This is a genomic window from Alcanivorax nanhaiticus (assembly GCF_000756665.1).
GTDB classification, from domain to species: Bacteria; Pseudomonadota; Gammaproteobacteria; order Pseudomonadales; family Alcanivoracaceae; genus Alcanivorax; species Alcanivorax nanhaiticus.
Window position 1 is genome coordinate 19,952 of sequence record NZ_ARXV01000022.1, and the last position, 25,212, is coordinate 45,163.

Consider the following 25,212-nt stretch of genomic DNA (forward strand, 5'->3'; position numbering starts at 1 on the left):
GCATTTCCCTGGGGAGAGAATCATGTCAGACGTTTCGCTGCAGGCCGTAAAGGACTACCTGCTGGGCCTGCAGGATCGTATCTGTGAGCAACTGGCTGCTGAAGATGGCAGTGCCCAATTCCGTGAAGACAGCTGGGAACGTGAACAGGGTGGCGGTGGCCGTAGTCGGGTGCTGGAAAACGGTGACGTGATTGAGAAGGGAGGGGTGAATTTCTCCCATGTATTCGGTGCCCAGCTGCCTCCCTCCGCTACCGCTGCCCGACCCGAACTGGCCGGGCGCAGCTTTCAGGCCATGGGCGTGTCCCTGGTGATCCACCCGAAAAACCCCTATGTGCCTACCAGCCACGCCAATGTGCGATTCTTTGTGGCTGAAAAGGAGGGCGAAGATCCTGTCTGGTGGTTCGGAGGCGGTTTTGACCTGACACCTTACTACGGCTTTGAGGAAGACGTAGTGGGTTGGCACCGAACCGCTAAAGCGGCCTGCGAGCCGTTTGGTGACGACATCTATCCTGAATTCAAGCACTGGTGCGACGACTACTTTCACCTCAAGCACCGTGACGAGCCCCGAGGTGTTGGCGGTCTTTTCTTTGATGATTTGAACCGCTTTGATTTTGATACCAGCTTTGCGCTAATGCGTAGTATTGGCGACGCCTATATTGAGGCCTACCGCCCGATCATGGCGCGTCGTAAGGATCATGAGTATGGCGAGCGTGAGCGTAACTTCCAGCTGTATCGCCGCGGGCGCTATGTGGAATTCAACCTGGTGTATGACCGGGGCACCATCTTCGGGTTGCAGTCTGGTGGGCGCACCGAGTCCATCCTCATGTCATTGCCACCTCTGGTGCGCTGGGATTACGACTGGCATCCGCAAGCGGGCAGCCCTGAAAGCGAGTTGTATGACAAGTTTCTGATCAAGCGGGAGTGGGTATGAGCGCCTTGTATTGTGTGTTTGGCAACCCGGTAGCGCATTCTCGTTCTCCGGACATTCACCACGCTTTCGCCAACCAGAAAGCGGATGACCTTCGCTACGAAAAACGCGAAGCGCCACTGGATGATTTTGCCGGGGCGCTGCACACGTTTCGTGCGGATGGAGGCCAGGGGGCAAACGTGACTGTGCCCTTCAAGGAGCAGGCCTTTGAATTGTGTGACGCCGTGACGGAGCGCGCCTTGCAGGCTGGTGCAGTGAATACCCTTTGGTGGGAGGGGGATCAGCTCAATGGCGATAACACGGACGGTGCCGGCATGGTGCAGGATATCCGCGAGAACCTGGGTTGGCAGATCCAGGGCAAGCGGGTGCTGGTGTTGGGGGCTGGCGGTGCGGTGCGTGGTGTGATGGGGCCGTTGCTGGCGGAAAAACCGACCTTGGTACGGGTGGCTAATCGCACTGCAGAAAAAGCCGAAATTCTTGCCCGACGTTTTATGGATGGAAGTAATTCACCGGTACTGGGCAGTGGCCTTGAAGGACTGGCTGGCCAGTTCGATGTGGTGATTAATGCGATTTCTGCCGGCCTGCATGGAGAAATGCCTGCGTTGCCGGGTGGCCTGCTGGCAGAGGGCGCCGTGGCTTATGACATGGTCTATGGCAAGGAGCCCACTCCCTTCATGCGCTGGGCAGAAGACCAAGGGGCGAAGGCAGTATCCGATGGCCTTGGGATGCTGGTGGAGCAGGCAGCAGAAGCGTTTGAAGTGTGGCGAGGGTGGCGTCCCGAGACCGCACCCGTGATGGCCATGTTGAGGTAAGGCAGTGGAAAACGACACGGTCCTGTATGAAGTGATCTATGCCTCGCTGGTGAGTCTTGGCATGGTACTGGTGACCGTGACCCTGCATTACTGGACCCTTTACGGGTTGTCAGAATTTTTGAAGCGCTGGAAAAAACCATTGCGCGGAGAAATTCTTTTTGTGGTGATCGCCATGTTTGCGGCCCACATGATTGAGATTACGCTTTATGCTTGGGTGTATCTGTTGCTGGATAACAGTGATACAGCCATGAATATCGGTGGGGCGGTAGATGGCAGTTTTCTCGATCACCTGTATTTTTCCGCAGCTTGTTATACCTCGTTGGGATTGGGTGATCTGTTTCCCATGGGGACCTTGCGATTGATTGCCGGGGTAGAAGCACTCAACGGATTGATATTGATTACCTGGTCCGCGTCTTTTGCGTTTTTGGTGATGCAGAGACGCTGGCGGTTTTAGCGCCTTCTGTCGTTGTTACGGTAGAGCCAGCTTGTTGGTTTCAATCGGGCTATAACAAATCATGGTTTCGAGGCACGAGTACCGAGTTTCGAATACCTTAAACCTTATGTGCTCGTTTTTTGGTTTTCGTAACTCGAAACTCGTTACCCGCTTCCCGTTACTATTCTGGGGCTGACGGGGGAGTAGATGAGTTGACGTTTTGAAGGGGGACAACCGATTTTTTAAAGGATTGTCCAATGCAGCTGTTGTTTCGATTTTCTTTCGTTGTTTTGCTGTTTGCTTGCGCGCCGTATGTCTCTCATGCCTCCACGGTGGGGTTTTCCTGGGATAACGATCTTTTTGTGGGCTCCGATGGTCAATACACCAATGGTGTGCGGGCCAGCTGGGTTGGGGACGGTCAGGATCATTGTGCGGACCGCCAAGGCGTTACCTGCTCGTTGGCGAGGGCGCTCTCTCCTTTGCCTGGTGTCCGGCTCAACGGTGAACGTCATGCGCTAACGCTCAGTCTCGAGCAGGTCATGATTACGCCTTCCGATATCAGTCGCGAAGCGCCCAATTATCAGGATCTGCCCTATGTGGGCTATACCAATCTTGAAGCAGGCTTGTTCAGCTGGGATCAGCATGGGCTGATTGGCTATGGCATGCGGGTTGGTGTGGTGGGGAAGGACTCTGGTGCCGAGCAAAGCCAGAAACTGGTGCATCGGATCACCGGCTCCACGGCCCCACAGGGTTGGGATGAGCAGCTGGGTCCGGAGGTGATCGGTGGGCTCTATTTTCTACATGCCCGGCGTGCATGGCAGGGTGAGTTGGGCAACACCTTGCAAAGCGAGCTTGGCTACGCCTGGGGAGTCGATGCCAATAACTTTCATGGTACGGCTTCCGCCGGCGGTTTTGTCCGGATTGGTCAGAACCTGCCGAGAAACTTTATTCCGGATTACGCCGGGATCGGAACGGCAGGTTCGCTGGTTGGCCTCTTCGATGGTTCCGGTTTTGGCTGGGAAATGTTTTTTGCCAGTTTCGGCGAGTGGATTGGCTATTCCTATCTCGAGGAGAACAGCGGCCTTTACGATGTGGAGGCCCGAGATGGCGTACTCGGCCTGGTGCTTGGCGGCGGTGTGCACTGGGACCGTTTTTCTTTCACGCTGACCCTGCAAGGGTCCAGTTCGCCACTGCGCAACAGCGATGATCCCCTCAGCTTTGGCAATATGTCGTTCATGTGGAAGATCTAACCAGCTACGAGCTACGCTCGATTGGATAGGGCGATGGTGAAAAGTGCCTCTGCGGTGCTGCATTTGTTCGAGGCCGCAGTAGGAGCGTCGCTTGAGACGCGAACCTGAGCCCAAGCGAAGGATCTTTTTCTCGCCAAGGCTCGCATTCGCGCCTCAAGCGGCGCTCCTGCAGCAGGTGATCTGGAGGAGACTCAACTCGTTGAGCGAACCGTGCGAAGGGCGATCAGGCATTACCGGGCTCGACAGGTCTTGAACAAGGGGTGCTTACTCGTGCCCACCATCCGCCATATAACGATCCTTCAAACGCACATAATTTCCGGCTACGTAGGTCAGGAATGCCTTTTCTTCATCAGTGAGTGGGCGCGCCTGTTTGGCGGGTTGGCCGCGGTATAGATAGCCGCTTTCCAGGTGTTTTCCCGGCCCCACCAGGGAGCCGGCGGCGACAATGACATCGTCTTCGACCACTGCGCCATCCATGATGATGGCCTGCATGCCCACCATCACCCGACTGCCAAGCGTGCAGCCATGCAGCATGGCTTGATGGGCAATGGTGACATCATCGCCGATTGTTAGGCCATAGCCGCCGGGGTTGAAGGTGGAGTCATGGGTGATGTGCAGTACTGCATTGTCCTGAATGCTTACCCGTGCGCCGATACGGATGTGATGCATGTCGCCGCGGATCACCGCCTTGGGCCACACTGAGCAATCGTCCCCTAGCGTTACCTCCCCGAGCACGGTGGCGTCCCTGTCTATAAATACCCTGTCCCCCAACTGCGGAACCTTGTCTTCAAAGCGGCGAATCCCCATCACTGATACACTCGATAGTCTAAATTCATGGTCAGGGAGGCGCATGAGCAAGCCACCCACCCGTATACTGTTGATAGTGATGATCTTGCTTGGCGCTTTTGTGTTGAGCAAGTGGCTGATTTTCCAGACGCTGCTGCAACCGGATGACACCGCCCGTTATCGCTTGCCGGCAGCGCCCACAGAAGCAGGACCAATACCGAATGAGCAACAACAATCCGCTGATTGATTACCCCGATCTTCCCCCGTTCTCGGCTATCAAGCCGGAGCATGTCCTGCCTGCTGTTGAGCAGCTGGTGGCGGATGGTCGCGCCCGAATTGAGGAAGTACTGGCGGCCGGGAAGTTCGATTACGCCCATCTGGTGCAGGCACTGGATGAAGAGGATGATCGCCTGGGCAAGGCGTTCGGTCCTGCCGGCCACCTGAATGCCGTGGCCCAGAACGAGGCGTTGCGAAATGCCTACAACAGCTGTCTGCCGCTGCTCAGTGAATATGGCACTGAAGTGGGCCAAAACGCTGCACTGTGCGCCGCCTATCAGTCCTTGCGCGATAGTGCCGAATGGGACTCTCTCAACGAGGCTCAGCAAAAAGACATCGAAAACACCCTGCGTGATTTCCGTTTGTCCGGGGTCGACCTGCCGGATGCCAAGAAGGCGGAATACATGGCGAACTCCAAGCGCCTGTCTGAACTCACCAGCAAGTTTTCCGACAATGTGCTGGATGCGACCCAAGCCTGGAGCAAACACATTACTGACGAGGCAGAACTGGATGGGTTGCCCGACAGCGCCAAGGCGGGCGCAGCAGATCGCGCCAAGGCTGATGAGAAGGATGGCTGGGTGCTGACGCTGGACGCGCCGGTGTTTATCGCCGTGATGAGCCATTGCAGGAATGCAGAATTGCGCAAGGAAATGTACACGGCCTGGACCACCAAGGCTTCGGACCAGGGGCCCCATGCCGGTGAGTTCGATAACGCTGCCCTGATGGATGAAATTCTTGCCTTGCGGCACAAGCAGGCCGGGTTGCTTGGGTTCGCCAACTATGGCGAAAAATCCCTGGCCACCAAGATGGCGCGGGACGTTCAGGAAGTAACAGCGTTTCTGGAAGACCTTGCCAGACGTGCCAAGCCACAGGCGGAACAGGAGCTGGCAGAATTGAAAGCCTTTGCGGCCAGCCAGGGGGCAGAAGATTTGCAGCCTTGGGACATCGGTTTCTGGAGCGAACGCCTGCGCGAGGAGCGCTACAGCATTTCGGAAGAAGAATTGCGCCCATGGTTCCCGGCGGACACCGTAATCAACGGCATGTTTGCCATCGTTGGCAAACTGTTCGGCATCCAGTTCCGCAAGCAAGATGAGGTGGAAACCTGGCACGAGGATGTTCGCTTCTACGAGCTGGTAGACGATGACGGTTCCGTGCGTGCCGCCTTCTACCTGGACATGTATGCGCGCACCGGAAAGCGTGGCGGCGCCTGGATGGACGATGCTCGCATTCGTCGTACCCGCCCGGATGGCAGCCTGCAGACGCCGGTAGCCTACCTGACCTGTAACTTTGCCCCGCCGGCAGGTGGCAAGCCGGGCCTGCTGACGCACGATGAAGTGGTTACCCTGTTCCACGAGTTTGGTCACGGCCTGCACCACATGCTTACCGAGCAGGATGTTTCCGGCATTTCCGGTATCAACGGTGTAGCCTGGGACGCCGTAGAACTGCCCAGCCAGTTCCTGGAAAACTGGTGCTGGACCGAAGAAGGTATTGCGCTGATTTCCGGTCACTACGAAAGCGGCGAGCCGCTGCCAAAAGAGAAGCTGGAAAAAATGCTCGCGGCGAAAAATTTCCAGAGCGCCATGCAGATGGTTCGCCAGATTGAATTTTCGCTGTTCGACATGCGTATCCATGCAGAGTATCAGGATGGCCTTAGCATTCAGGCCATTCTGGATGAAGTGCGTGAGCAGGTGTCGGTTATCCAGCCGCCAGCCTTCAATCGTTTCCCGAACAGCTTTGGGCATATCTTTGCCGGTGGCTACGCGGCGGGCTATTACAGCTACAAGTGGGCCGAAGTACTTTCCTCTGATGCGTTCGCTCGCTTTGAAGAGGAAGGGGAGTTCAATGAACAAACCGGTCGTGAATTCCGCAGTGCTATCCTTGCTATGGGCGGCAGTCGTGAGCCAATGGATTTGTTCAAGGCGTTCCGGGGGCGCGAACCGAGCGTGGAGCCGCTGCTGCGTCATTCGGGAATCAATGGCTGATTGTGTTTGACCCCAGAGGGCACAGAGATCACGGAGAAAAGATCCTGTGCTCCCGGTGGTGAACGTGCGAGTCGCGAAAGCCAAAACCGGGTTTTCCCTCAGTGAACTCAGTGCCCTCTGTGGTAAGAAAGGTTTTTAATGAAACGTCAATTTATTGCCGGTGCCACCTGCCCGGAATGCGGGCAGATGGACAAGATCCAGCGCATCATCGATGGCGATCGCCAATGGATGGAATGTGTCAGCTGTGGAGCGAAAAAGGATCTCGACGAGAAACCCGCCGAAGCCATCGATGCCCTAGCCCAGCCGGTCAGCCTGCAGTCGCCGAAGAAATAGCGGACAGTAACGAGGCACGAGTTTCGAGTTGCGAAAGTCAAAAGAGGGGCGGGTAACGGGTTTTGGGTTTTCGTCACTCGCGTCTCGTCACCCGAAACGCTTCTCTCGCTTGGCTTGCTCCGCTTGCAGGCCAGAGCCGAATAGCGCCGGTGCCTCTAAGCCGCCTTCCCCTCGATAAAATCCTTCCATACGCCGAATGGCGTCCAGATCTTTTCCATGTCGCGGCGGGCAACTGCTTTGTCTTCGCCCAGCTTCTCGATGCGATAGCGATACAAAACGCAGATACTCGCATGTTGGCGGCGCAGTGCACCCATACCGGGTTGTCGCCGACTTCCTTCATGGCATGGCAGAAGCGCTTGTAATCCCAGTCCGTCGGCTGCTTGAAGTCCACCGGGATGTGGATGTAGTGCAGCCCGAGTTCCTTGAGTACCAGTGCTTCATCCTCAAGGGCGTTTTCGGCGCCGTGGGGAGCAAGATTGACCACGGTGCGGAAGCCGGCTTTGGCAATGCGCTTGAACTGCTCTTCGCTGGGCTGCCCGGAGCTGGCCAACGTGGAGCTCAGGGGAAGGAAGTTGAAAATCTGCTCGAGACTATCCGCTGATGAGCCAGGCATGAAAAGGCTGCGGGTGAAGCCGACACTGCTACGCAGGCTGTTCCAGCCGTTGAAGTAGCGAAAATCAAAAAGCTGGATCAGGGTTTTCAGTTTGCCGGGCCTTGCCATGGTCAGCGTCTCTGCTGTTGCCGGGGAATCTCCATAGTGTTGGTGCTGTGGGGGCCGGGTGCAATAAAAGAGAGAGCGACTGGCATACCGAAAGCATCATGATCTGACATTTCAGATCAGTGATGGCTCGGCAAACGTTGAAGAACGTGAAGTACTCAATCGCTCCAGGGGAATACCAGGGTTTGATCTTTGGCAAAACGTTGCAGGTGATCGGTCAGCACTTGTTTCAGGGTGGATAATCTTTCAGGTTCGGCTGCGCTGATTTGCGCCGTCAGGCCACCCTCGTTGAGCGTTAGCCTGGAGTGAGAGGTTGCTGAGAAAGGGATGTACAGCTCAGTTTCGCTGAGGGTGACGTCAAACTTGTGGCCCCAGTGACGTCCGAGGCGGGTGATCAGCCGCTGGCCCTGTTCTGTGAGAATGGTTGCTGAGGTGGTAAACATGGATTGCCTCGCTGTTTTAATGCTCGTTGATGAGTCTGTCATTCTGCGCGCGATCAACGGAAACAATGAGGCCAGTGGTTGAAACAGTTATATCAGTTTTCTGAATTTATTCGGCCAGATCTCCAAACCGTACTGCACAGAAAAGGGCCGCAATGGCGGCCCTTGTCTGATGTGTTTGCGTGAAGCGGTTTTTTTACTTCTCCACAAACGCTCGCTCAATGACATACTCGCCCAGCACCCCGGCTCGGGTTTCCTTGAAACCCCAGTTATCCAGAATCTCGGTGGTGTCCTTGAGCATGGCGGGGCTACCGCACAGCATGAAGCGGTCATTTTCCAGGCTGGGCTTGGGCAGGCCCAGATCTTCAAAGATCTTGCCGCTGGTCATCAAGTCGGTCAGACGGCCCTGGTTGCGGAACGGCTCACGAGTCACGGTTGGGTAGTAGAGCAGTTTGCCCTTCACAAACTCACCAAAGAATTCGTTGTTGGGCAGTTCGTTCTCGATGATGTCCTGGTAGGCCAACTCGGACACATGGCGCACGCCGTGTGTCAGGATCACGTGGTCGTACTGATCGTACACTTCCGGATCCTTGATGATGCTCATGAACGGAGCTAGGCCGGTGCCAGTGGAGAGCAGCCACAGGTTCTTCCCTGGCAACAGGTGATCGGCCACCAGGGTGCCGGTGGGTTTGCGGCTCACATAAATCTTGTCGCCGGGCTTGATCTTCTGCAGCTGGGAAGTGAGCGGGCCGTCCGGCACCTTGATGCTGAAGAACTCGAGCTCTTCCTCATAGTTGGCGCTGGCAATGGAATAGGCGCGCAGCAGCGGGCGGCCATTGTCCTGTTCCAGGCCAATCATGGTGAAGTGGCCATTCTTGAAACGGAAACCCGAGTCCCGGCTGGTGGTGAAGCTGAACAGGGTGTCGTTCCAGTGGCGAACGCTAGTAACGGTTTCAGTATTCAAATTAGACATAGTTAAATCAGCGCTTATTCCAAAATTCCAGTTGGTGGAAATTTAATCTATCCCTTGTTATCGGTAAAATGGGTAATTACGATTAATCATATCGGGATTGCCGATATAGTGGCGAGCAACATGCTGCCGCAACTGCGCGGGTCTGTGAGGGTGTAATCGGAAGCGCCTGTTGTGCGCGCTGCCGAATTGGCCTGATGGAAATAAATGTCATAAAGATCAGTCGGTTATCGTGCTTCGGGTCGCGTGAAGCGGGATGCCGCTCCCGGAGGGAGCCATGAAATTCACCCTACGCCAGCTTCAGGTTTTCCTGGCCACGGCGCATCACGAGAACATCAGCAAGGCGGCGGAAAGCTTGAGCATGAGCCAGTCCGCGGCGTCAGGGGCGCTCAAGGAGCTGGAAACGTTGTATGACGTGAAGTTCTTCGAACGGGCCGGTAAACGTCTCAAGCTTAATGAGCTGGGTCGGCAGTTCTGGCCGCGGGCGGAAGCATTGTTGGCTCAGGCGAGGGAACTGGAATCTGACCTGCAGTCGCATCGGGATCTGGGGCGCTTGAATGTGGGTGCCACTCTCACGATTGGCAACTACCTGGCGGTGGGAATCATGGCGGAGTACATGGCCCAGCAACCCGGTGCCCGAGTCCATCTGGAAGTGGCCAATACCCGCTCCATTGTCGATCGGGTGCTGGGTTTCGAGCTCGACCTGGGGCTGATCGAAGGGGAGTTGAATCATCCAGATCTGGAACTCCTGCCCTGGCGGGAAGACGAGTTGGTGGTATTTTGCAGCCCGGAACATGCGCTGGCCGGCAAGTCGTCGCTGACAGATAGCGATCTTCGTGCAGCCCACTGGATTGTCCGGGAATCCGGTTCCGGTACGCGTCAGACGTTTGAGCGTGCCCTGCACGGACTGGTGCCGGAGCTGGATCTGGCGTTGGAGCTGGAGCATACCGAAGCCATCAAGCGGGCAGTGGAAGCCGGGCTGGGGATCAGCTGCCTGTCTCGGGTGTGCCTGCGGGAGGCATTTCGTCGTGGCTCATTGGTAGAGTTGGCGGTGCCGCACCGGGATTTCAGCCGGGATTTCTATTTTGTACTGCACCGTCAAAAGTATCGTAGCCAGGGAATTGAGAGGTGGTTGGAATTATGTCGCGACTCCGCACTGTAATGCGTCGGATTCTGTTGGTTGGAGGGCTGCTACTGGTTGCCGGGCTGCTGCTGCCTGAGGCGAAGGGAATCCCGGTGCAGGGTGCGGATCGTGGCGACTGGCATCCTGAAACGTTCTGGTATTACCCGTGGGGGCGATCCGGCGTACACAAGGGTGTAGACATCTTTGCGGGCAAGGGCACACCGGTAGTGGCGAGTAGTGGTGGGCTGGTACTGTTCCGCGGCGAGTTGGCCCGTGGTGGCAAGGTGGTTCTGGCGTTGGGACCCAAATGGCGGCTTCATTATTACGCTCACCTGGATCAGCTTGCCGATACCGGCCTTTGGCTGTGGGCGGGCGACGCTGTGGGTACGGTGGGCGACAGCGGTAATGCGGCAGGCAAGCCTCCGCACCTGCATTATTCTTTGGTAAGCCTGCTGCCGCTGCTGTGGAACGTGGATGGCGAGCCCCAGGGATGGAAGAAGATGTTCTACCTGGATCCGACACGACATTTTCATGAATAGAAAAGACAAGGACGAAGAGGTGGAGGAAAACCGGCTCAACATTCAACGTGAATGGCAGGCATTCTGGCTGGCAGTGGGGTTTCTCACACGTATACCCATGCTGGTAAGGGTCGATTATTCGCAACCGCTGATGAATCAAAGCAGCGTGTATTTCCCGTTGGTGGGCTTGATGCTGGGTGCATTGTACGCCGGGCTCTATGCCTTGTTGGCAGTCTGGTGGTCTCCACTGATTAGCGTCTTGCTGGTGCTGGCCTTCCACCTCTGGATAACCGGTGCGTTTCATGAAGATGGTATGGCAGACAGTGTCGATGGTCTGGGTGGTGGGTATACCGTTGAGCGGCGTCTGGAGATCATGAAAGACAGCCGCATTGGTACCTATGGCGCGGCCGCGCTGGTATTGGTGTTGCTGTTGAAAGTGGTGGTGTTGGTGGCTGTGTCGCCGGTGTGGTTGGGGCTGCTAGTGGCTCCCGCAGTGAGTCGCCTGACGCCATTGTGTCTGATGCGTTGGCTGCCCTATGTGACAGATCCTGATACCAGCAAGAGCAAGCCGGTGGCGGAAGGATTCAGCCGTGAGCGTCTGGCGGTGGCGGCAATCGCGGTCGCCCTGCTGGTTCTGGTTTTCCAGGTGGCAATGGCCGCGCTGCTGGCTGTGGCTTTGGTGGTAGTGGTCTGGGGCACGATGCTGAAGAAAAATCTGGGCGGTTATACCGGTGACGCACTGGGTGCCAGTGTAGTGTTATCGGAGCTGGTGTTTCTGTTGTTGCTGGCGGCTGCTTGACGCGCTACTTCGTTCAGTGACGAGAAGCGAGTTGCGAGTTGCGAAAGGCAAAACCGGAATAATGGTTTGTTCTTGATTTTCGAAACGCGCTCCTCGCAACTCGCTTCTTTCTAAGGCAGATATTTGTCCCGCACAATCCCCTTCAGCTTGTCATAGGGCAGCAATAGTTGTGGCTGTCCCATGGCATAGGGGGCGATGTGGTAGACGTTATATTGCAGCACCAGGCCCTTTTCGTTAAAGAAAGCATCGTCGGTCTTGTCGAATGGCCAGCTTTCGCGAAAATTGTCGTCCAGCTTTTGGTCATCTAACCATTCGCGGTGAGCAAGCCGGGCCAGATCCCAGAAGGTTTCCTGTTGTCCGGGCTCAAGGAGTTCATTCAGTAATACCCACTGCTGTTTTTCCAGATCCCAGTGGAAGTACGCCACCACCGGCTGGCCGTGGGCGCCGCCGGTGTATTCGTAACTTTCCATGCTGAATGTCAGCAAGCCGGCCTTGCTGCGTTGTTGTTTTACCGAGGCGTTGAGTTCCCAGCCCTGTTCAGTGGCCATGGCCATATCTGAAGCGTCGGCCAGAAAGGCGTCGGCCAAACCTTCGATGCTGCCATCATGGATCGCGTCACCTTCCTGGCGCACCAGCATGGATGCCAGGCGGGTTTCGATGGCCTGGTTGAGTGCAGGTTGGTCTTCATAGTTGAGCCAGGTGATGTGGACCTGTGGACAATTTTTATCTTCACACTGGGGTGCCGATTTTTTCAGTTCGATGAGAATGCGAACGGGTTGTGTGACAGAAGTGCTGGAGCGATTTTCTCCCTGCCTAGTTTCGGGCTGAGTTTGTTCTGTGCTGTCGCAGCCGGTCAGCAGCACCGCACCCAGCAACAGCGCCAGTGTCATACGCATGAGATAATTTTCCCGCAGTTGAAGTGAACAAGTGATAACGCATTAGATGTCAGCACTTTGCCGGGTTCAAGTTGCCTTTTGCAACCGTGACCGGCAGACACTATCCTGCAGCGGCCTGTCAGGCTAACCATGGGAGACGAGTGATGAGTTTTTGGACGGTATATCTTTCCGGTGAAATCCATACCGATTGGCGAGAGCGGATTATCCAGGGCTGTGCAGAACTGGAGCTGGATATCGAGTTCACCAGCCCGGTGACGGATCATGAGGCCAGCGATAAGGTCGGGGTGAATATCCTTGGCGCTGAAGAGAAGCGCTTTTGGGAAGACCGCCTGGGGGCTGGCATCAATGGCATCCGTACCCGCAAGCTGATTGATGAGGCTGATCTGGTGGTGGTTCGCTTTGGTCCCCAGTACAAGCAATGGAACGCGGCTTTTGATGCCGGCTATACCGCCGCATTGGGGACGCCCATGATCATCCTGCATGATGAAGAACACGACCACCCTCTCAAGGAAGTGGATGCGGCGGCAGATGCGGTCGCTCGTACCCCTGAGCAAGTGGTAGAAATGCTCCGTTATATCCTCAAGGCATAAGCGCCTGCACTGTTGGTGCCCTCTGGCAGAGCGGTCATTCTGCACAGAGGGCCTCCTGCCTGAACGCCGGTTTTACCCATTTTTTCTCCTCGCCCGGGAGCGGAATCCCGTTTCTTGTTGTCCTATTGCTTACTGTTTAATGCGCAGGAGTGAAAATGGGACACAAATTACTGGCAGCCGCCACCTTGATGCTGGTGACTACCGCGAGTGCCTGGGCGGAACCCTCTGAGTCGGCCATCGAGGACAAGCGAGCCGCCACGGAAAGCGTGGAAATTCAGCAGGATAACCCTCTGGAAGCCCTGTCCGGCCTTTCCTTCGCAGAAAAGGGGCAGGCCATGCAGATGGTTCGCCGCGAGCTGGCAAGCCTGAATCAACAGCTGGAGATACTGCAGGAGGAGCTTCAGCAGCAGTGGCAGACGCTGCCGGAGCAAGCCAGACTCAGTAGGCACGAAGCCTTGTCGGCACTCAAGCAGGAGCAGCAAGATCTGGCTGATGCCTATGTGGGTATTCAGGAGGCGAGTGAGGATAACTGGGAGCGAGCCATGGACCGGGTTGAAAAGCATTGGTCCGCATTCCAGGCGCGCTGGCAATCCTTCAAAGCTGAGATCCAGTCGTAGGCGTGAGTGGTGGCAATGTGCCAATGTCACTCCGGTGAGGCTCGCTAACCGAGAGGAAAAACGATGCTGACATTGATTCCGTTTGATGACAGTCGTGTAGTGGGTGTGCGGATTTCCGGCAAGATTACCCGGCCGGAATTCGACAGCATGGTAAAGGAGCTGGAAGATGTTCTCACCCGTCATGACAAGGTGCGTGTCTACGTGGAGCTGGAAAGTTTTGGAGGCGTAGCCCTGGACACCCTGTTGGAAGACCTGAAATTCGGTGTTCGGCACTGGCGTGATGTGGAACGCAAGGTGGTGGTGTCCGATGCAGATTGGGTGCGCCGCCTGGGCAGTTTGTCATCGCGCTTGTTCAGTAGTATTCAGGTGAAGGTATTCGAACGCGATCAGGAACAAGAGGCGAAAGCCTGGATCTGTGAGGAATAGAGGAATAGACGGATTTTCTGTCTGACGCGGGCAGAGCTAACGCGCCTGATGATGGGCGTAGCGAGTAACGAGTTTCGAGTTGCGAAAATCAAAAGCGCAACAACTTTGCGCATTTAACGGACCTGGGCTTTGCTCTTCGAAACTCGAAACTCGAAACTCGAAACTCGAAACTCGAAACTCGAAACTCGAAACTGCCCTTAATCCAGTAACCCCGCCAGATTCTCAAGACATAGCGCGTACATCTTTTCTGCCCCCCGGCGTGCCAGTTCCAGCTTGTCTGCGGACGCATTGCCGCCGTTGAACCGAGCTTGCCAGATCACCGTGCAGCCGCTGTCGGTGGGTTGCACTTCCACTGTTGCCTGGTAATGGGTGTCTTCCCTTACTCCGGGTGCCTTGATGATGCGGTAACCAAAGCACCGGGCCTGCTCATCCATGGCGGTCAGTGCTTCGATTACCTCGCCGCCATCGGCGGTGGTGACCGTGCGTACCGCACCCACGCCCGCGCCTTCCACACTGCAACCGGTAACGCCGGGAAGCCAGCTTAGATCGGCAAAGTCCCGGATTCGCCGCCACACGGTGTCAGCGTTGTGTTGGAAAGAGTGCTCCACATAAATAACAGGCATGGTGTCTTCCTTGTTTAGCGGTTCTGGTTATTCCGGGCAGCCAGGCGCTGGCGCAGGAAGGTCTCGAAGGATGTCAGGAACGGAAAATCCTTACGTACTTCGTCCACATCGAAGCGCCAGCGAACGGTGTTGTTCCAGACATACTGGCGGGCGGCTTCCGCATTACTCAGGCGCAGGGCCCACAACGGGATGCTGACCGGTAGGGGGCGTTTGCCAGTGACCTTGCGATAGATGACTTTCATCTCCGCAACGGTGAGCACATCGCTGGCCAGATCGGGACGGGTGCCGATGAACTTGTCCGGGTTGGCAAAGATCTCGGCGCTGGCACGGGCAATGTCATCCACGGTGACCATGTGAAAGGGCACGTCCTTTTTCAGGCAGCCTTCAAGGGTGGCCAGGACCAGTGCCGGGTTGATGGCTTTCTTTCCCTTGTTGCCCATTACCGGTTCGAAGAAGTTTTCCATGAAAAACACTTCGCGCAGCATGGTGAACGGCAGGTCCAGCTTTTCGATATGCTGCTCGATCTCCCATTTGCTGGCGAAGTGCAGCACGTTGCCGGCTTCCTCGCAGCCGGCCACCGAGGTCTGCAGGAAGTGCTGTACCCCTGCATCGGCAGCAGCATCAGCCAGGCGAATGCCCTGATCAATCTCACGTTGGTAGCCCACCCCTTTTTCCCAGAAGTTCTGCAGGGCAAAGACACCGTAACAATCCTTGCAGGCCAGCTGCAGGGATACACTGTCATCCAGATCTCCGGCCACCACTTCCACTCCCTCACGAGCCAGGGCTTTGGCGGCAGGCTTGTCCGGATTGCGGGTCAGGGCGCGGACCTTGAAGCCCTTTTCAAGCAGCAGGGGAATCAGGGCTCCGCCTTGGGCGCCGGTGGCACCGGTCACGAGAATGCGTTGGTCAGACATGGGATTCCTGTGTCAGAACTGGCTGGTTCTGCACAGAATGCCGTTAGCCGCAGGGAGCAACAATGACGAAATCAGTCAGGAAGATGGTGGATGTGGTGGCGTTGAGCGTGTGGGGGTTCCGTTGCGAGTGACGAGTTTCGAGTTCCGAAAGTCAAAGCACCGGGAGTTCAGAGGCGCTGGAGTGAGGGGCTCTCAATAGGGCTCGCAGTCGCAGGGCAGCCAAAAAAAGAGGGAGCTTCTGCTCCCTCGTTGTCGCTCGCTGCATTGTCGCTGGATGCTTCATCTCGCCAGTCTTCGAAATCATCCAGCGCATCGCGCCAGTCCAGTTTCGGGCGAATCTGTTTTTTCGGTGCCTGGTGGACACCGCCCTTGCGCATCAGCGGATCGATTGCCGCCCAGTTACGCATGGGTTTGGGGGCTGCTGCCATGAGTCTGTCCTGTAAGGTTTTGCCCTCACCCAAGCTTGGTGAGGGCGCGCGATCATACGCCCAGGTGGAATGCCTTTCTACTACTACTTTCTGCAACTAATAGGTCCAGGCAAGATAGGTGTGGGCTCCGCTCAAGCGGTTGTCATAGCGGAACTTGTACCTGGATGTGGTTTCCGTCACGGTCAGGTTGTTGGTGGCCAGTCCTGCGCCCACGCTTAGCCCTTTCCACAGGCGGTATTCAGCACCCACCTCCAGGTCGGTAAACAGGCCTTTCCAGTCATCGAACTCCAGATAAAAGCCTTCGCCACGCAGATACCAGTGGAGTCGCGGAGTCACACGGTAATTCAGTCCGAACCCCAGTGTGGGAAGTGGAATAGTGGTGGCAGCATTCTCGGTCTGTTGCGAGGATGCGCCCCCGCCGGGAGTGGCGAGTACATCGATATCGATGGCGAAACGGGACACATGCAGACCGCCTCCAGCCATCAGCTCCACCTTCTCGTTATGATAAAACGAGTAAAAGTAGCTGGCTTTGCTGATCTCGTAATCCATTGAACTGGCGACCCTGCTGCCTTGGGAGAGGGTGATTTCATCACCGTTTGGTGCGACCCAGTCCACGTCGGATTGCAGATTACGCTTGGCCTCGGAATCGACCTTGAACCATGAGACCACCACTTGAGAGGAAGGACTGAACCGATAGCGGCCGTTCACTTTGAGTACCGTGTTTTCCAGATCCAGCCCCAGGGTGTCGGCGGGGCGGATAACCGCCCCGGCACCGGCATTACGGCTTACCAGCGACACCGTCGTGTCGGCTCTGAAGACATGATAGCCACCAGCAGAAAGGGAAAAGGTTTCATCCATTGCCAGGCTATTGGCGCTGGCTGTGGATTGCCAGGCCAAGGCGGATAACGAGGTGAATAGAACAGCAGGGTAGCGGCGTAGTGTTTTCGCGTTGAGCATGATCAGTCCTTTGAAAAACGAGCTATGGCCAACATACGGGATATGATGAGTGAAGGCCATTTGGGAACTTCCAATCTGAGAGCTTGAGCCAGCGGTCGCGAATGGTCAGAATTTCATCACGGTGCGCTTCCGCCGTCGTCACTCCAAGGATCTGTATTTATGACCCCCGACCCCTATCAACCCGATTTGAATACTTATCGTGCCCTGTTGGAATCCACCAAGGCGATCCCCTGGCGGATCGACTGGAAAACCATGACGTTCAGTTACATCGGGCCGCAGATTGAAACTGTGCTGGGGTGGGAACAGGGTAGTTGGCGCAGTATTGATGACTGGGTTGCGCGGATGCATCCAGAGGACCAGGCCTGGGTGGTGGACTTTTGTGTGTCCCAGTCTCAGTCAGGGGTCGATCATGAGGCCGATTATCGGGCGCTAACCAGTGCAGGGGAATACGTCTGGATTCGTGATGTGGTCCATGTGATACGTACTGAGGATGGTGACGTTGAAGCCTTGGTCGGGTTCATGTTTGACATCAGTGAACGGAAAAAAACCGAGCAGGAACTGGAGCGCTTGCGTAAGGAACTGGAAGTGTTGTCTTTCCAGGACGGGCTGACCGAGCTGGGTAACCGCAGACTGTTTGACAAGGTGCTGTCACGGGAGTGGGGGGATGCTCGACGCAAGCGGTCGTCGCTCTCATTGATCCTCGTGGACGTGGATCATTTCAAAGAATATAACGATCACTACGGCCATCTTGTCGGAGACGATTGTCTGAAAAAGATCGCGACGGAATTGTTGCAGGCAGCCGCGCGCCCTCGCGATCTGGTGGCGCGCTTTGGTGGTGAAGAGTTCGCTATTATTCTGCCTGAAACCAATGCACAGGCAGCCCAGACGGTTGCGGAGCGCTGCCGGGAGCGGATCGAGCAGGCTGATATTGAGCATCTGGCTGTGCCTGAGGGAAAGTTGCCAAGGGTGACAGTGAGTCTTGGCGTCCATGCCTGCATTCCGGCGGGAGAGGGCAGTATTCGCGAGTTTCTCGATGCAACAGATCGTTGTATGTATGCGGCCAAGCAACAAGGTCGAAACCGGGTTGTCTGGATGGAGGCGGTATAGCCGGGTAAATCATGGCCGGAAAGGCCAGCACCTTTTGAATGCATCAGAATCCGAGCTGCCGGATTTTTACTACAAGGAAGAATAATGCGAATTTTGTCTGTCATGGTATTGCTGTGTACCGCGTTGCTATCGGGCTGCTCCAGCAAAATGGGGGGCGGAGAACCGCTCCGTGTGGGGGTGATGGCGGACTATCCTCCCATCATTTTTAAAAATGAGGATGGTAGCTTGAATGGGCTGGAAGCAGAATTTGCCAGAGGGTTGGGCGATGCCTTGTCCCGTCCCGTAGAGTTTCACCAGTATTCGCTGGCTGGGCTGTTCGCGGCACTGGACAGCGGCGAAGTAGATATCGTCATGTCTGGTATTTCAATCACCCCTGAGCGGCAGCAGCATTTCTTGTTCAGTCTGCCTTATACCACCATCGGGCAGATGGCTGTGATTCGCCTGGAAGATGCCGGCCTGCTGGCGGCGCCGGGGGTATTGCTACGCAGTGACTTCCGTATTGGTTACAAGAACGGCACCACAGGCGAAGCCCTGGTGATGAAGCGGACCAACAATGGAGTGGGTTTTGACAGCAATGCCGCTGCCATGGAAGCGTTGATCGCAGGCAACGTGGATGCATACGTCCATGATGCGCCCACGGTGTGGAATCTGGCCAATAACCCGCAATACCGCGCCGGGCTGCTGGGGCTCTACAAGCCGCTGACCAGCGAGCAACTGGCCTGGGTCATGGCACCGGAAAACCGCTTGCTGAAAGAGCAGGTGGATGAGGTGCTAAAGGAATGGATGAGCAGCGGTGAGCTCATGCGCCTGAAGCACAAGTGGATCCCGGTGAAGATTCTTTCCGGGGAGTGAACGCAGGTAGGATGCTTTGAATTTGGCAGGGCCTTCTGTTGTGGGAGCTGCGCTGTTTTCAGTGCCTCTGGCGCCCAGCGTCCCTAAATATCCGCATAATCTTGGCCGCCTTTAAGCCAGCGGCGTAACAACGGATCCACCAGCGTCGGGCGCTCGTCCAGCAACCGGTCAGCAACCTCACGGGCCGGTTCCATCAAGGCTTCATCTCTTACCAGGTCAGCAATGCGAAACGCCAGGTCGCCAGTCTGGCGGGTGCCCAGCCACTCGCCGGGGCCTCGCAGTTTCAGGTCTTCCTCGGCAATCACAAAGCCATCGGTGGTGTCGCGCATGACAGCCAGGCGTTTCTTGCCGGTGTGTGACAGCGGACTCTTATAGAGCAACAGGCAGTAACTCTGCTCACCACCGCGTCCGACCCGGCCACGCAACTGATGCAGCTGGGCAAGACCCAACCGCTCGGCATTTTCCATCACCATCAGGGTGGCATTGGGGACATCCACGCCCACCTCGATGACGGTGGTGGCGATCAGCAGATGTGCTTCTCCGCTGGAGAAACGAGCCATGCGTTCCGCCTTTTCCTTTGCCTTCATGCGCCCGTGTACCAGCTCCACCGTGAGGTCCGGCAGGGCGGCCTGCAATTCCTCAAAGGTGGCTTCTGCCGCTTGAGCTTGCAGCTCTTCCGATTCCTCGATCAGAGTGCACACCCAGTAAGCCTGGGTGCCGGCGCGGCAGGCATCGTTGATGCGTTCGATGACCTGAGGGCGGCGGCCTTCCGGCAAGACGAGAGTGTCGATGGGTTTGCGCCCCGGTGGCATCTCGTCGATCACCGAGGTATCCAGATCGCCGTAGACACTCATGGCCAGGGTGCGTGGAATAGGGGTGGCGGTGAGTACCAGCTGGTGGGGCACCTGGATTCCATGACGGGTCTCGAAGCGGCCTTTTTCGCGCAGGGCGAGACGCTGCTGCACCCCGAAGCGGTGTTGTTCGTCGATGATGGTCAGGCCAAGCCGGTGGAACTGGACGGCCTCCTGAAACAGGGCATGGGTGCCGACGACAATCTGCGCCGAGCCATCGGCAAGGGCGGCGTTGGTTTCCCGCCGGGCTTTCACCCCCAGGCTGCCTGCCAGCCAGTGCACCTCAATCCCCAGCGGGGCCAGCCAGTGGCGGAAATTATCACGGTGCTGTTCAGCCAGTAGTTCGGTAGGGGCCATCAGTGCCACCTGGTAGCCGGCTTCGATAGCCGCCAGTGCGGCTGCGGCAGCCACCAGTGTCTTGCCGGAGCCCACATCTCCCTGCACCAGTCGCAGCATGGGATGGGGCTGGCGCATGTCGGTCATCAGTTCGTCGATGACTCTTTGCTGGGCGCCGGTGAGGGCAAACGGCAAGCTTTCTTGCAGCTGTTCGAACAGGCTGGTGCCGGCAAGCCGTGGGGCATGGAAGGCTTTCTGTCCGGCGCGTTTCTGCAACATGCCCAGCTGGTGCGCCACCATCTCTTCCATCACCAGACGTTTTACTGCCGGGTGTTTGCCATCCAACAGCAGATTTACCGGGTCATCCGGGCGCGGGTTGTGCAGCTTGTGCAGGGCTTCGCTGAGGCTGGGCAGGCCGCTCTGGTCGAGCAGGGCATGGGGAATCAGTTCCTGGGGCGGATGGGCCTGCAGGTAGTTGAGCGCCTGGGTAGTGAGGTTGCGCAGGGTCTTCTGGCTCACGCCGTCGGTGGTGGGATACACCGGGGTCAGGGCTTTTTCCAGGGGCGGCAATGGCTGGTTGCCGTGGGCAATCTGGTATTCCGGGTGGTAGAACTCGAGCCCGGCGGCACCGGGTCGCGGTTCACCGTAGACGCGAATCGGCCTCCCTCGCTCCAGATTGTTTTTCTGCGCGGCGGTGAAATGAAAGAAGCGCAGCGCCACCATGCCGGTGCCATCGGCCACCTTGCACAGTAGTGCCCGACGTCGCCCAAATACCACATCTGCGGCCATCACTTCGCCTTCAATCACCACCCCGGTTTCCGGGCGGAGGCTGCCGATGGGGGTAATGCGGGTGCGGTCTTCGTAACGGAAGGGCAAGTGGAAGAGCAAGTCTTCCAGATTGTGCAGGCCCAGCTTGGTCAGCTTCTCGGCCGCAGCTGGCCCCACGCCCTTAAGGCGATGAAGCGGGAGACTGGAGAGAGAATCACTGGCCATCGATAATGCGTTCCGTCAGCGAGTTACGAGTCGCGAGTGTCGAAAGGCAAAACCGGTTTTGCACTTCGTCACTCGTTACTCGCTTCTCGATACTTTTATCCCGACAGCCCTTCCTTGGGTACTGCCTGACGCAGTACTTCGATGGCTTTGGGGCGCGGGAAGCTGTCGCGCCAGACCAGCGCGATAGTCCGTGAAGGCACGGGCTCTTCGAACGGGCGCACAGTAAAGGTGTCTTTATCGTAGCCGTGCTGGTAAAGCGCAGAGTTGGGCAACACTGTCACGCCCAGCCCTCCGGCCACCATGTGGCGCAGTGTCTCAAGGGAACCGCCCTCAATCTGGACCAGGTTTTTCTGGGTCTGCGAATCGATGGCAGGGCATAGTTCCAGTACCTGATCACGGAAGCAGTGACCTTCCCCCAGCAGCAACAGGGTTTCGTTGAGCAGTTGCTCCGGGGCGATTTTCTCCTGCTTGCTCCAGGCATGATCCTTGGGCAGCAGCACCGAGAAGGACTCGTCATACATGCGTGCACGTACCAGCCCACCGCCGGAAAATGGCAGGGCGACAATGATGGCATCCAACTCGCCATGTTCCAGCTTGCGGCGCAGCACGTGGGTGTAGTTTTCCTCGATGAACAGGGGCATGTCCGGCGCGGCCTGACGTACCCTTGGCACCATGGATGGGAACAGATAGGGGGCGACAGTAAAGATCGCACCCACGCGCAGGGGAGAGCCAAGCTGGTCTCGCTGGCTCATGGCCATCTGGGAGAGCAGGTCTGCCTGTTCAAGTACCCGTTGAGCCTGGGTAACAATGGGTTCAGCCTGCGGGGTGACCACCACTTCGCGTGGACGACGCTCGAACAACGGCATGCCCAGCTGTTCTTCCAGTTTCTTGATCGCCGCACTCAGGGTCGGCTGGCTCACATTGCAGGCCTGGGCGGCGTGGCCAAAGTGGCGCTCGCGGGCCAGGGCGACTAGATAGCGAAGTTCTGTTAGTGTCATGGCGTCGATATATTTAGTCGATGATTCCTGCATTGTGCACTTCTGAAAGAGGCTGCGCCAGAAATGCACTCGTTTTATCTACATTTGAAAGAGGCAGAATTTAGTGTCAACAACCGCCGAGAGGATACAGCAAGCGGTTGTTGACACTGTTGAGGGGATGTTCAATCGAGTGAGTTATTTCTTAAAATCTCTATTCATTATTAATTAGCAACTGCGCCGTCATTATTGTCGAGCACATTACCATCATGATCACCAACCGCTTCGCCATCACTGCGCTCCTTCTACTGTTTGCTCTCCCGGTTACGGCCGACTGCCCGCGCGTGCCGGGCAAGGAAGATGACCGACGCGCCAATGCCGGTTGTCTGATTATTCAGGATAGCAAGGTGCTACTGCTGACCCATCGCTGGGGCGGCAAGCTTGGCTTGCCTGGCGGTACGCTGGAGGCGGGTGAGCTGGCGCAGTGCACCGCCTGGCGGGAAACCCGCGAAGAGGCCGGGCTGACGGTGACGGTGGGTGAACGATTGGCGGTGATGACCAATGGATTCCATGTTTATCGCTGCTACCCGCAGGCGCCGATGGATACCTCGCAGGCCGTTCCCGTGCCGCGCTCCGGGAAGACAGAAGTGTCTGCCATCGGCTGGTACGAACTGTCATCACTGAGCAAGGAAGGCTGGCGCTTTTATTACCAGTTCGAGCAATTCCTTGAGGTCGTAGGGAAAGCTATGCAGAGCGAGACAGCAAAAGCTCAGGACTCCGCCAGTGACGAACCGCCGGAGAAGTAAGAATTTCCTTGGCCAGCTCACTTTGCCGGGTGGTTCCGGTTTTGTTGAAGACACTCTTTAGCTGGGTGCGCACGGTATGGACGGATAATTGATAGGTATCCGCTACCTGTTGTGGTCCCAGCCCACGGCTGATGCCGGCCGCAACCCGGGACTCCGCTTCAGAAAGCCCGTACAGCTGCATCAGACACTCCAGATCCACATAGACCTCAGTGCGTGGGTCCTGAAAATAGAGGATGGCCAGCGGCTGGCGGGTGTCACTGTAGTGCTGCGATAGCGGGTTGCCGCGAAGCGGGCTGACCAGGCAACGGATTCGCTGATCGTTGGCCAGCGCCAGGTTGATGAGCCCGCCCGGGCCATTATCGGGCCGGGTGACGTCCCGCAGCAGGCGCATCAGTTCACCTTGCTGGCGTGGATCGAGCAGAGTGAGCCGGTTATCGCTGATGTTGGCCATGGGCAGCTCGGCGATCAGGCCTGCGGCTTCGCTGGAAAGATGGATAACCGTGCCAGCCTGGGTGAGCAGTGCAAAGGGCTGGGCTTGAATCTCCAGAGTTTGTTCCAGCGCCATGCGGGTGTGATCCAGCGCGTTCACCTGGGTTTGCAGTCGCAGGGCACGGCGCACGTGCATGACCAGTTCATTGATCTGATCGGTTTCGTCGCGTTGGTAATGGCCCTGGCCGCGAGTCCGCTGGATGAGGAGCTGAACGGTCTGGTGCTCATCCTGCCAGACAGTACCGCAGACCCCGTGATGGATATCCTGGCGGGATGCCCAGTCGTTAAAGAATTCGGTTTGGTAAAACTGCTTCTGGGGGCAGGAAAAATCCAGATAGGAAGAGTAAAGCTGGCCGGGAGCCTTGCTCTTCAGTTCCGGGCGCCAGGGGCAGGTATTCACAAAATGGGAGACGTAGGCCTGATGATCCGTGTCGTCGATGTTGCGTTTGATACTGGATTTGACGGATTCGGCGGAACGGTCCATCACCAGCATTCTGGCTGAGCGAGAGCCGGTCGCCTCAATCAGCTGATCGAGAAACCTGGGCCAGGCATCCGGATTGCACGGCGCATCGTAGAGCGTGTCCAGCAAGGACTCGTGTGCCTTCCCCTGCAATCCATTGAGCGCAGAAGCTGTCATGATGATCTTGTCGTCCCCCTCAGTACCCCCTAAGGTACCTAATTGATATCAAAATTAGAACCTGTACACATTTTGGGTGTGACGGAATAGCGTGAGGAGCGTGAGAATGGGGGAGTTGCAGTGGCCGTTGACGAATGGTCAGACCTTGCCGGTTACCCAGGCTGGCAGTGGCGAGCAGGCGGTGGTGCTGATTCACGGCTGGACCTGTCAGCGTAGTCATTGGCGGGCTTTGCTGGCGAATCCGCCGGAGGGCGTGACGCTGTATGCCGTGGATTTGCCTGGGCATGGTGAGGCGCGGGATGTGAATGTTTCTCCCTGGGCGGTAAGTGCGTTGGCAGAGGCGTTAGTGAAGACGCTGGAAGGGTTGGATGCTCCGGTGCTTGTCGGGCATTCCATGGGCGGAGCCGTGGCACTGGAACTGGCTCGCCGTAAAACCGTGAAGGCGGTGGTGCTGGTGGACACCTTTGTCATTCCCTACGGGGATCTGGATGAGGACAGTGCCAAGGGGATTGAAAGCGCGTTCTATGCGGATTTCCCGGCGGCGATTGCTGACCTGGTGGCCAACAATGCCGGCCCCGATATGCCGGCAGACAAGAAGGCCGCGTTGGCGAAAGACATGGCGTCCGCACCTGCTGAAGCCATGCTGCCTCTCTGGTCGGATTTGCTGCGCTGGACTCCTGCTGCTGCCTTTTCGGAACTTCGTTGCCCCATACATGCCATCAATGGCGATCTGGTCGGGGATGCTGCCAAAGCCCGTTGCGCGAGCCATGTTACCGAGTGGCTGCAACCCGGTACCTGGCATTTCCCGCAAATGGAACAGCCGGAAATCTTTGCGGATGTGTTCGCCAAAGTATTAGAGCAGATCTGATCCCAGCCCTGCCGGTGTTGGCCGGCAGGGCTTTCCTTCCTTTTGTTTGATTTCCTCTCTCTGCGACCGCTGGTCTTGTTTATTCGTCCGTTGAGGTTTTCCTTTCGATCCGGATTGAGCTGGGTGGCTGCCGAAAACGTGTAGAAAAAACGAAAAAAACGATCCCGGTGACGATCCCTTGTTGCCGTTTCCCAAGTTGATTCCTGGATATACCCCATATGGGCGATGCGGGATGAATTGCCGATCCTCTAGGTTAATAACGAATCCAAAACCGGGGTGATCGGAGATAACACTCATGAAGGGAACGTTCAGAATCGCCAGTCTGGCGGTGGCGGTCGCCATTGCTGGATGTGGGGGCGGTGGCGGTAGTAGTGGCGGGGGAAAAGCCCCGCAGCCTGCTGCCAAAAGCGCAGTCAGTGGGGCAGTGACCAAAGGGCCGGTGGCCGGGGCAGAGCTCTATCTCTACCAGATGGGTGCAGA

At 57.0% G+C, this 25,212-nt stretch carries 30 protein-coding genes; 18 read left to right on the plus strand and 12 right to left on the minus strand.

The genetic code is table 11. The annotated features are described in order from the left end of the window. Positions 1-22 precede the first annotated feature (22 nt). The 4 genes from hemF (at position 23) to Y5S_RS18145 (ending at position 3,423) form a co-directional block, all read left to right on the plus strand. Positions 23-931, plus strand: a complete 909-nt coding sequence (hemF, locus tag Y5S_RS18130) for an oxygen-dependent coproporphyrinogen oxidase (protein ID WP_035235081.1) — start codon at positions 23-25, stop codon at positions 929-931. Continuing rightward, positions 928-1,740 carry a shikimate dehydrogenase gene (gene aroE, locus Y5S_RS18135; protein ID WP_035235083.1) on the plus strand — a complete coding sequence of 271 codons (813 nt, stop codon included), beginning with the start codon at positions 928-930 and terminating at the stop codon, positions 1,738-1,740. Before hemF ends, aroE begins: the two co-directional genes overlap by 4 nt. Positions 1,741-1,744: 4 nt before the next feature. Continuing rightward, entirely contained in the window at positions 1,745-2,194 is a 450-nt protein-coding gene (locus Y5S_RS18140; RefSeq protein ID WP_231552745.1) for an ion channel, read from the plus strand. A gap of 236 nt (positions 2,195-2,430) precedes the next feature. Beyond that, positions 2,431-3,423 carry a lipid A deacylase LpxR family protein gene (locus Y5S_RS18145; protein ID WP_035235084.1) on the plus strand — a complete coding sequence of 331 codons (993 nt, stop codon included), beginning with the start codon at positions 2,431-2,433 and terminating at the stop codon, positions 3,421-3,423. A gap of 264 nt (positions 3,424-3,687) precedes the next feature. Here Y5S_RS18145 and Y5S_RS18150 read toward each other — a convergent pair whose 3' ends face one another. Beyond that, a complete protein-coding gene (locus tag Y5S_RS18150) occupies positions 3,688-4,230 on the minus strand; it encodes a gamma carbonic anhydrase family protein (RefSeq protein WP_035235086.1) in 543 nt (180 codons plus the stop codon). A gap of 43 nt (positions 4,231-4,273) precedes the next feature. Here Y5S_RS18150 and Y5S_RS18155 point away from each other — a divergent pair, with 43 nt between their 5' ends. The 3 genes from Y5S_RS18155 (at position 4,274) to Y5S_RS18165 (ending at position 6,800) form a co-directional block, all read left to right on the plus strand. After that, on the plus strand, positions 4,274-4,456 hold the full coding sequence (locus Y5S_RS18155) for a hypothetical protein (RefSeq protein WP_035235089.1): 183 nt from the start codon (positions 4,274-4,276) through the stop codon (positions 4,454-4,456). Continuing rightward, a complete protein-coding gene (prlC, locus tag Y5S_RS18160; RefSeq protein WP_035235091.1) occupies positions 4,431-6,467 on the plus strand; it encodes an oligopeptidase A in 2,037 nt (678 codons plus the stop codon). The genes Y5S_RS18155 and prlC overlap by 26 nt, the downstream gene beginning before the upstream one ends. 138 nt (positions 6,468-6,605) lie before the next feature. Next, positions 6,606-6,800 (plus strand): YheV family putative metal-binding protein, encoded by a 195-nt coding sequence (locus tag Y5S_RS18165; RefSeq protein ID WP_035235093.1) that lies wholly within the window; start codon positions 6,606-6,608, stop codon positions 6,798-6,800. Between the two features lie 73 nt (positions 6,801-6,873). Here the strand turns inward: Y5S_RS18165 and Y5S_RS18170 are convergent, their stop codons facing one another. From Y5S_RS18170 to Y5S_RS18180, 3 genes are all read right to left on the minus strand, one after another. After that, a complete protein-coding gene (locus tag Y5S_RS18170) occupies positions 6,874-7,521 on the minus strand; it encodes a protein tyrosine phosphatase family protein (protein ID WP_052041705.1) in 648 nt (215 codons plus the stop codon). A 155-nt stretch (positions 7,522-7,676) separates the two neighbouring features. Next, positions 7,677-7,961, minus strand: coding sequence for a DUF2218 domain-containing protein (locus Y5S_RS18175; protein ID WP_035235095.1), 285 nt, complete (start codon positions 7,959-7,961; stop codon positions 7,677-7,679). 193 nt (positions 7,962-8,154) lie between these two features. Next, on the minus strand, positions 8,155-8,931 hold the full coding sequence (locus tag Y5S_RS18180) for a ferredoxin--NADP reductase (protein ID WP_035235096.1): 777 nt from the start codon (positions 8,929-8,931) through the stop codon (positions 8,155-8,157). A 274-nt stretch (positions 8,932-9,205) separates the two neighbouring features. Here Y5S_RS18180 and Y5S_RS18185 point away from each other — a divergent pair, with 274 nt between their 5' ends. Genes Y5S_RS18185 through cobS form a run of 3 tightly spaced genes read left to right on the plus strand, consistent with a single transcriptional unit; the run spans position 9,206 to position 11,368 of the window. Continuing rightward, positions 9,206-10,090 (plus strand): LysR family transcriptional regulator, encoded by an 885-nt coding sequence (locus Y5S_RS18185; protein ID WP_035235098.1) that lies wholly within the window; start codon positions 9,206-9,208, stop codon positions 10,088-10,090. Then, complete coding sequence (locus tag Y5S_RS18190) at positions 10,069-10,590, plus strand: M23 family metallopeptidase (protein WP_081939831.1); 522 nt, start codon at positions 10,069-10,071, stop codon at positions 10,588-10,590. Before Y5S_RS18185 ends, Y5S_RS18190 begins: the two co-directional genes overlap by 22 nt. Continuing rightward, positions 10,583-11,368, plus strand: coding sequence for an adenosylcobinamide-GDP ribazoletransferase (gene cobS, locus Y5S_RS18195; RefSeq protein ID WP_052041706.1), 786 nt, complete (start codon positions 10,583-10,585; stop codon positions 11,366-11,368). The genes Y5S_RS18190 and cobS overlap by 8 nt, the downstream gene beginning before the upstream one ends. 110 nt (positions 11,369-11,478) lie before the next feature. Here the strand turns inward: cobS and Y5S_RS18200 are convergent, their stop codons facing one another. Beyond that, a complete protein-coding gene (locus tag Y5S_RS18200; protein WP_035235102.1) occupies positions 11,479-12,264 on the minus strand; it encodes a DUF3298 and DUF4163 domain-containing protein in 786 nt (261 codons plus the stop codon). A 143-nt stretch (positions 12,265-12,407) separates the two neighbouring features. On the opposite strand from Y5S_RS18200, the gene Y5S_RS18205 reads away from it, so the two are divergent. The 3 genes from Y5S_RS18205 (at position 12,408) to Y5S_RS18215 (ending at position 13,897) form a co-directional block, all read left to right on the plus strand. Beyond that, positions 12,408-12,854, plus strand: coding sequence for a YtoQ family protein (locus tag Y5S_RS18205; protein ID WP_035235104.1), 447 nt, complete (start codon positions 12,408-12,410; stop codon positions 12,852-12,854). Between the two features lie 155 nt (positions 12,855-13,009). Next, a complete protein-coding gene (locus tag Y5S_RS18210; RefSeq protein WP_035235105.1) occupies positions 13,010-13,471 on the plus strand; it encodes a hypothetical protein in 462 nt (153 codons plus the stop codon). A gap of 63 nt (positions 13,472-13,534) precedes the next feature. Further along, positions 13,535-13,897, plus strand: coding sequence for a SpoIIAA family protein (locus tag Y5S_RS18215; protein ID WP_035235106.1), 363 nt, complete (start codon positions 13,535-13,537; stop codon positions 13,895-13,897). Positions 13,898-14,094: 197 nt separating this feature from the next. Here the strand turns inward: Y5S_RS18215 and Y5S_RS19270 are convergent, their stop codons facing one another. From Y5S_RS19270 to Y5S_RS18235, 4 genes are all read right to left on the minus strand, one after another. Continuing rightward, positions 14,095-14,520 (minus strand): SRPBCC family protein, encoded by a 426-nt coding sequence (locus Y5S_RS19270; RefSeq protein WP_052041707.1) that lies wholly within the window; start codon positions 14,518-14,520, stop codon positions 14,095-14,097. Positions 14,521-14,534: 14 nt separating this feature from the next. Further along, entirely contained in the window at positions 14,535-15,434 is a 900-nt protein-coding gene (locus Y5S_RS18225; protein WP_035235107.1) for an NmrA/HSCARG family protein, read from the minus strand. A 167-nt stretch (positions 15,435-15,601) separates the two neighbouring features. Next, the gene (locus Y5S_RS18230; protein WP_035235108.1) at positions 15,602-15,862 is read right to left on the minus strand and encodes a hypothetical protein; all 261 of its coding nucleotides are present in this window, start codon (positions 15,860-15,862) and stop codon (positions 15,602-15,604) included. Positions 15,863-15,958: 96 nt separating this feature from the next. Continuing rightward, the gene (locus tag Y5S_RS18235; protein WP_156107858.1) at positions 15,959-16,819 is read right to left on the minus strand and encodes a hypothetical protein; all 861 of its coding nucleotides are present in this window, start codon (positions 16,817-16,819) and stop codon (positions 15,959-15,961) included. 159 nt (positions 16,820-16,978) lie between these two features. On the opposite strand from Y5S_RS18235, the gene Y5S_RS18240 reads away from it, so the two are divergent. Both Y5S_RS18240 and Y5S_RS18245 read left to right on the plus strand, forming a co-directional pair. Next, positions 16,979-17,926, plus strand: coding sequence for a GGDEF domain-containing protein (locus tag Y5S_RS18240; protein WP_035235112.1), 948 nt, complete (start codon positions 16,979-16,981; stop codon positions 17,924-17,926). An 84-nt stretch (positions 17,927-18,010) separates the two neighbouring features. Beyond that, a complete protein-coding gene (locus tag Y5S_RS18245) occupies positions 18,011-18,778 on the plus strand; it encodes a substrate-binding periplasmic protein (protein WP_035235113.1) in 768 nt (255 codons plus the stop codon). Between the two features lie 83 nt (positions 18,779-18,861). Here the strand turns inward: Y5S_RS18245 and recG are convergent, their stop codons facing one another. Next, positions 18,862-20,958, minus strand: coding sequence for an ATP-dependent DNA helicase RecG (recG, locus tag Y5S_RS18250; RefSeq protein WP_035235114.1), 2,097 nt, complete (start codon positions 20,956-20,958; stop codon positions 18,862-18,864). A gap of 95 nt (positions 20,959-21,053) precedes the next feature. After that, on the minus strand, positions 21,054-21,956 hold the full coding sequence (locus Y5S_RS18255) for a hydrogen peroxide-inducible genes activator (RefSeq protein ID WP_035235117.1): 903 nt from the start codon (positions 21,954-21,956) through the stop codon (positions 21,054-21,056). A gap of 245 nt (positions 21,957-22,201) precedes the next feature. On the opposite strand from Y5S_RS18255, the gene Y5S_RS19275 reads away from it, so the two are divergent. After that, positions 22,202-22,738 carry an NUDIX hydrolase gene (locus Y5S_RS19275; RefSeq protein ID WP_052041708.1) on the plus strand — a complete coding sequence of 179 codons (537 nt, stop codon included), beginning with the start codon at positions 22,202-22,204 and terminating at the stop codon, positions 22,736-22,738. On the opposite strand, the gene Y5S_RS18265 is transcribed toward Y5S_RS19275, so the two are convergent. Further along, on the minus strand, positions 22,677-23,864 hold the full coding sequence (locus tag Y5S_RS18265) for a helix-turn-helix transcriptional regulator (protein ID WP_035235119.1): 1,188 nt from the start codon (positions 23,862-23,864) through the stop codon (positions 22,677-22,679). The two genes, Y5S_RS19275 and Y5S_RS18265, sit on opposite strands and share 62 nt — an antisense overlap. A 106-nt stretch (positions 23,865-23,970) precedes the next feature. Here Y5S_RS18265 and Y5S_RS18270 point away from each other — a divergent pair, with 106 nt between their 5' ends. Both Y5S_RS18270 and Y5S_RS18275 read left to right on the plus strand, forming a co-directional pair. Then, a complete protein-coding gene (locus tag Y5S_RS18270; protein WP_052041709.1) occupies positions 23,971-24,732 on the plus strand; it encodes an alpha/beta fold hydrolase in 762 nt (253 codons plus the stop codon). Between the two features lie 295 nt (positions 24,733-25,027). Next, a partial coding sequence (locus tag Y5S_RS18275; protein WP_035235121.1) for a hypothetical protein occupies positions 25,028-25,212 on the plus strand: 185 nt, incomplete at its 3' end.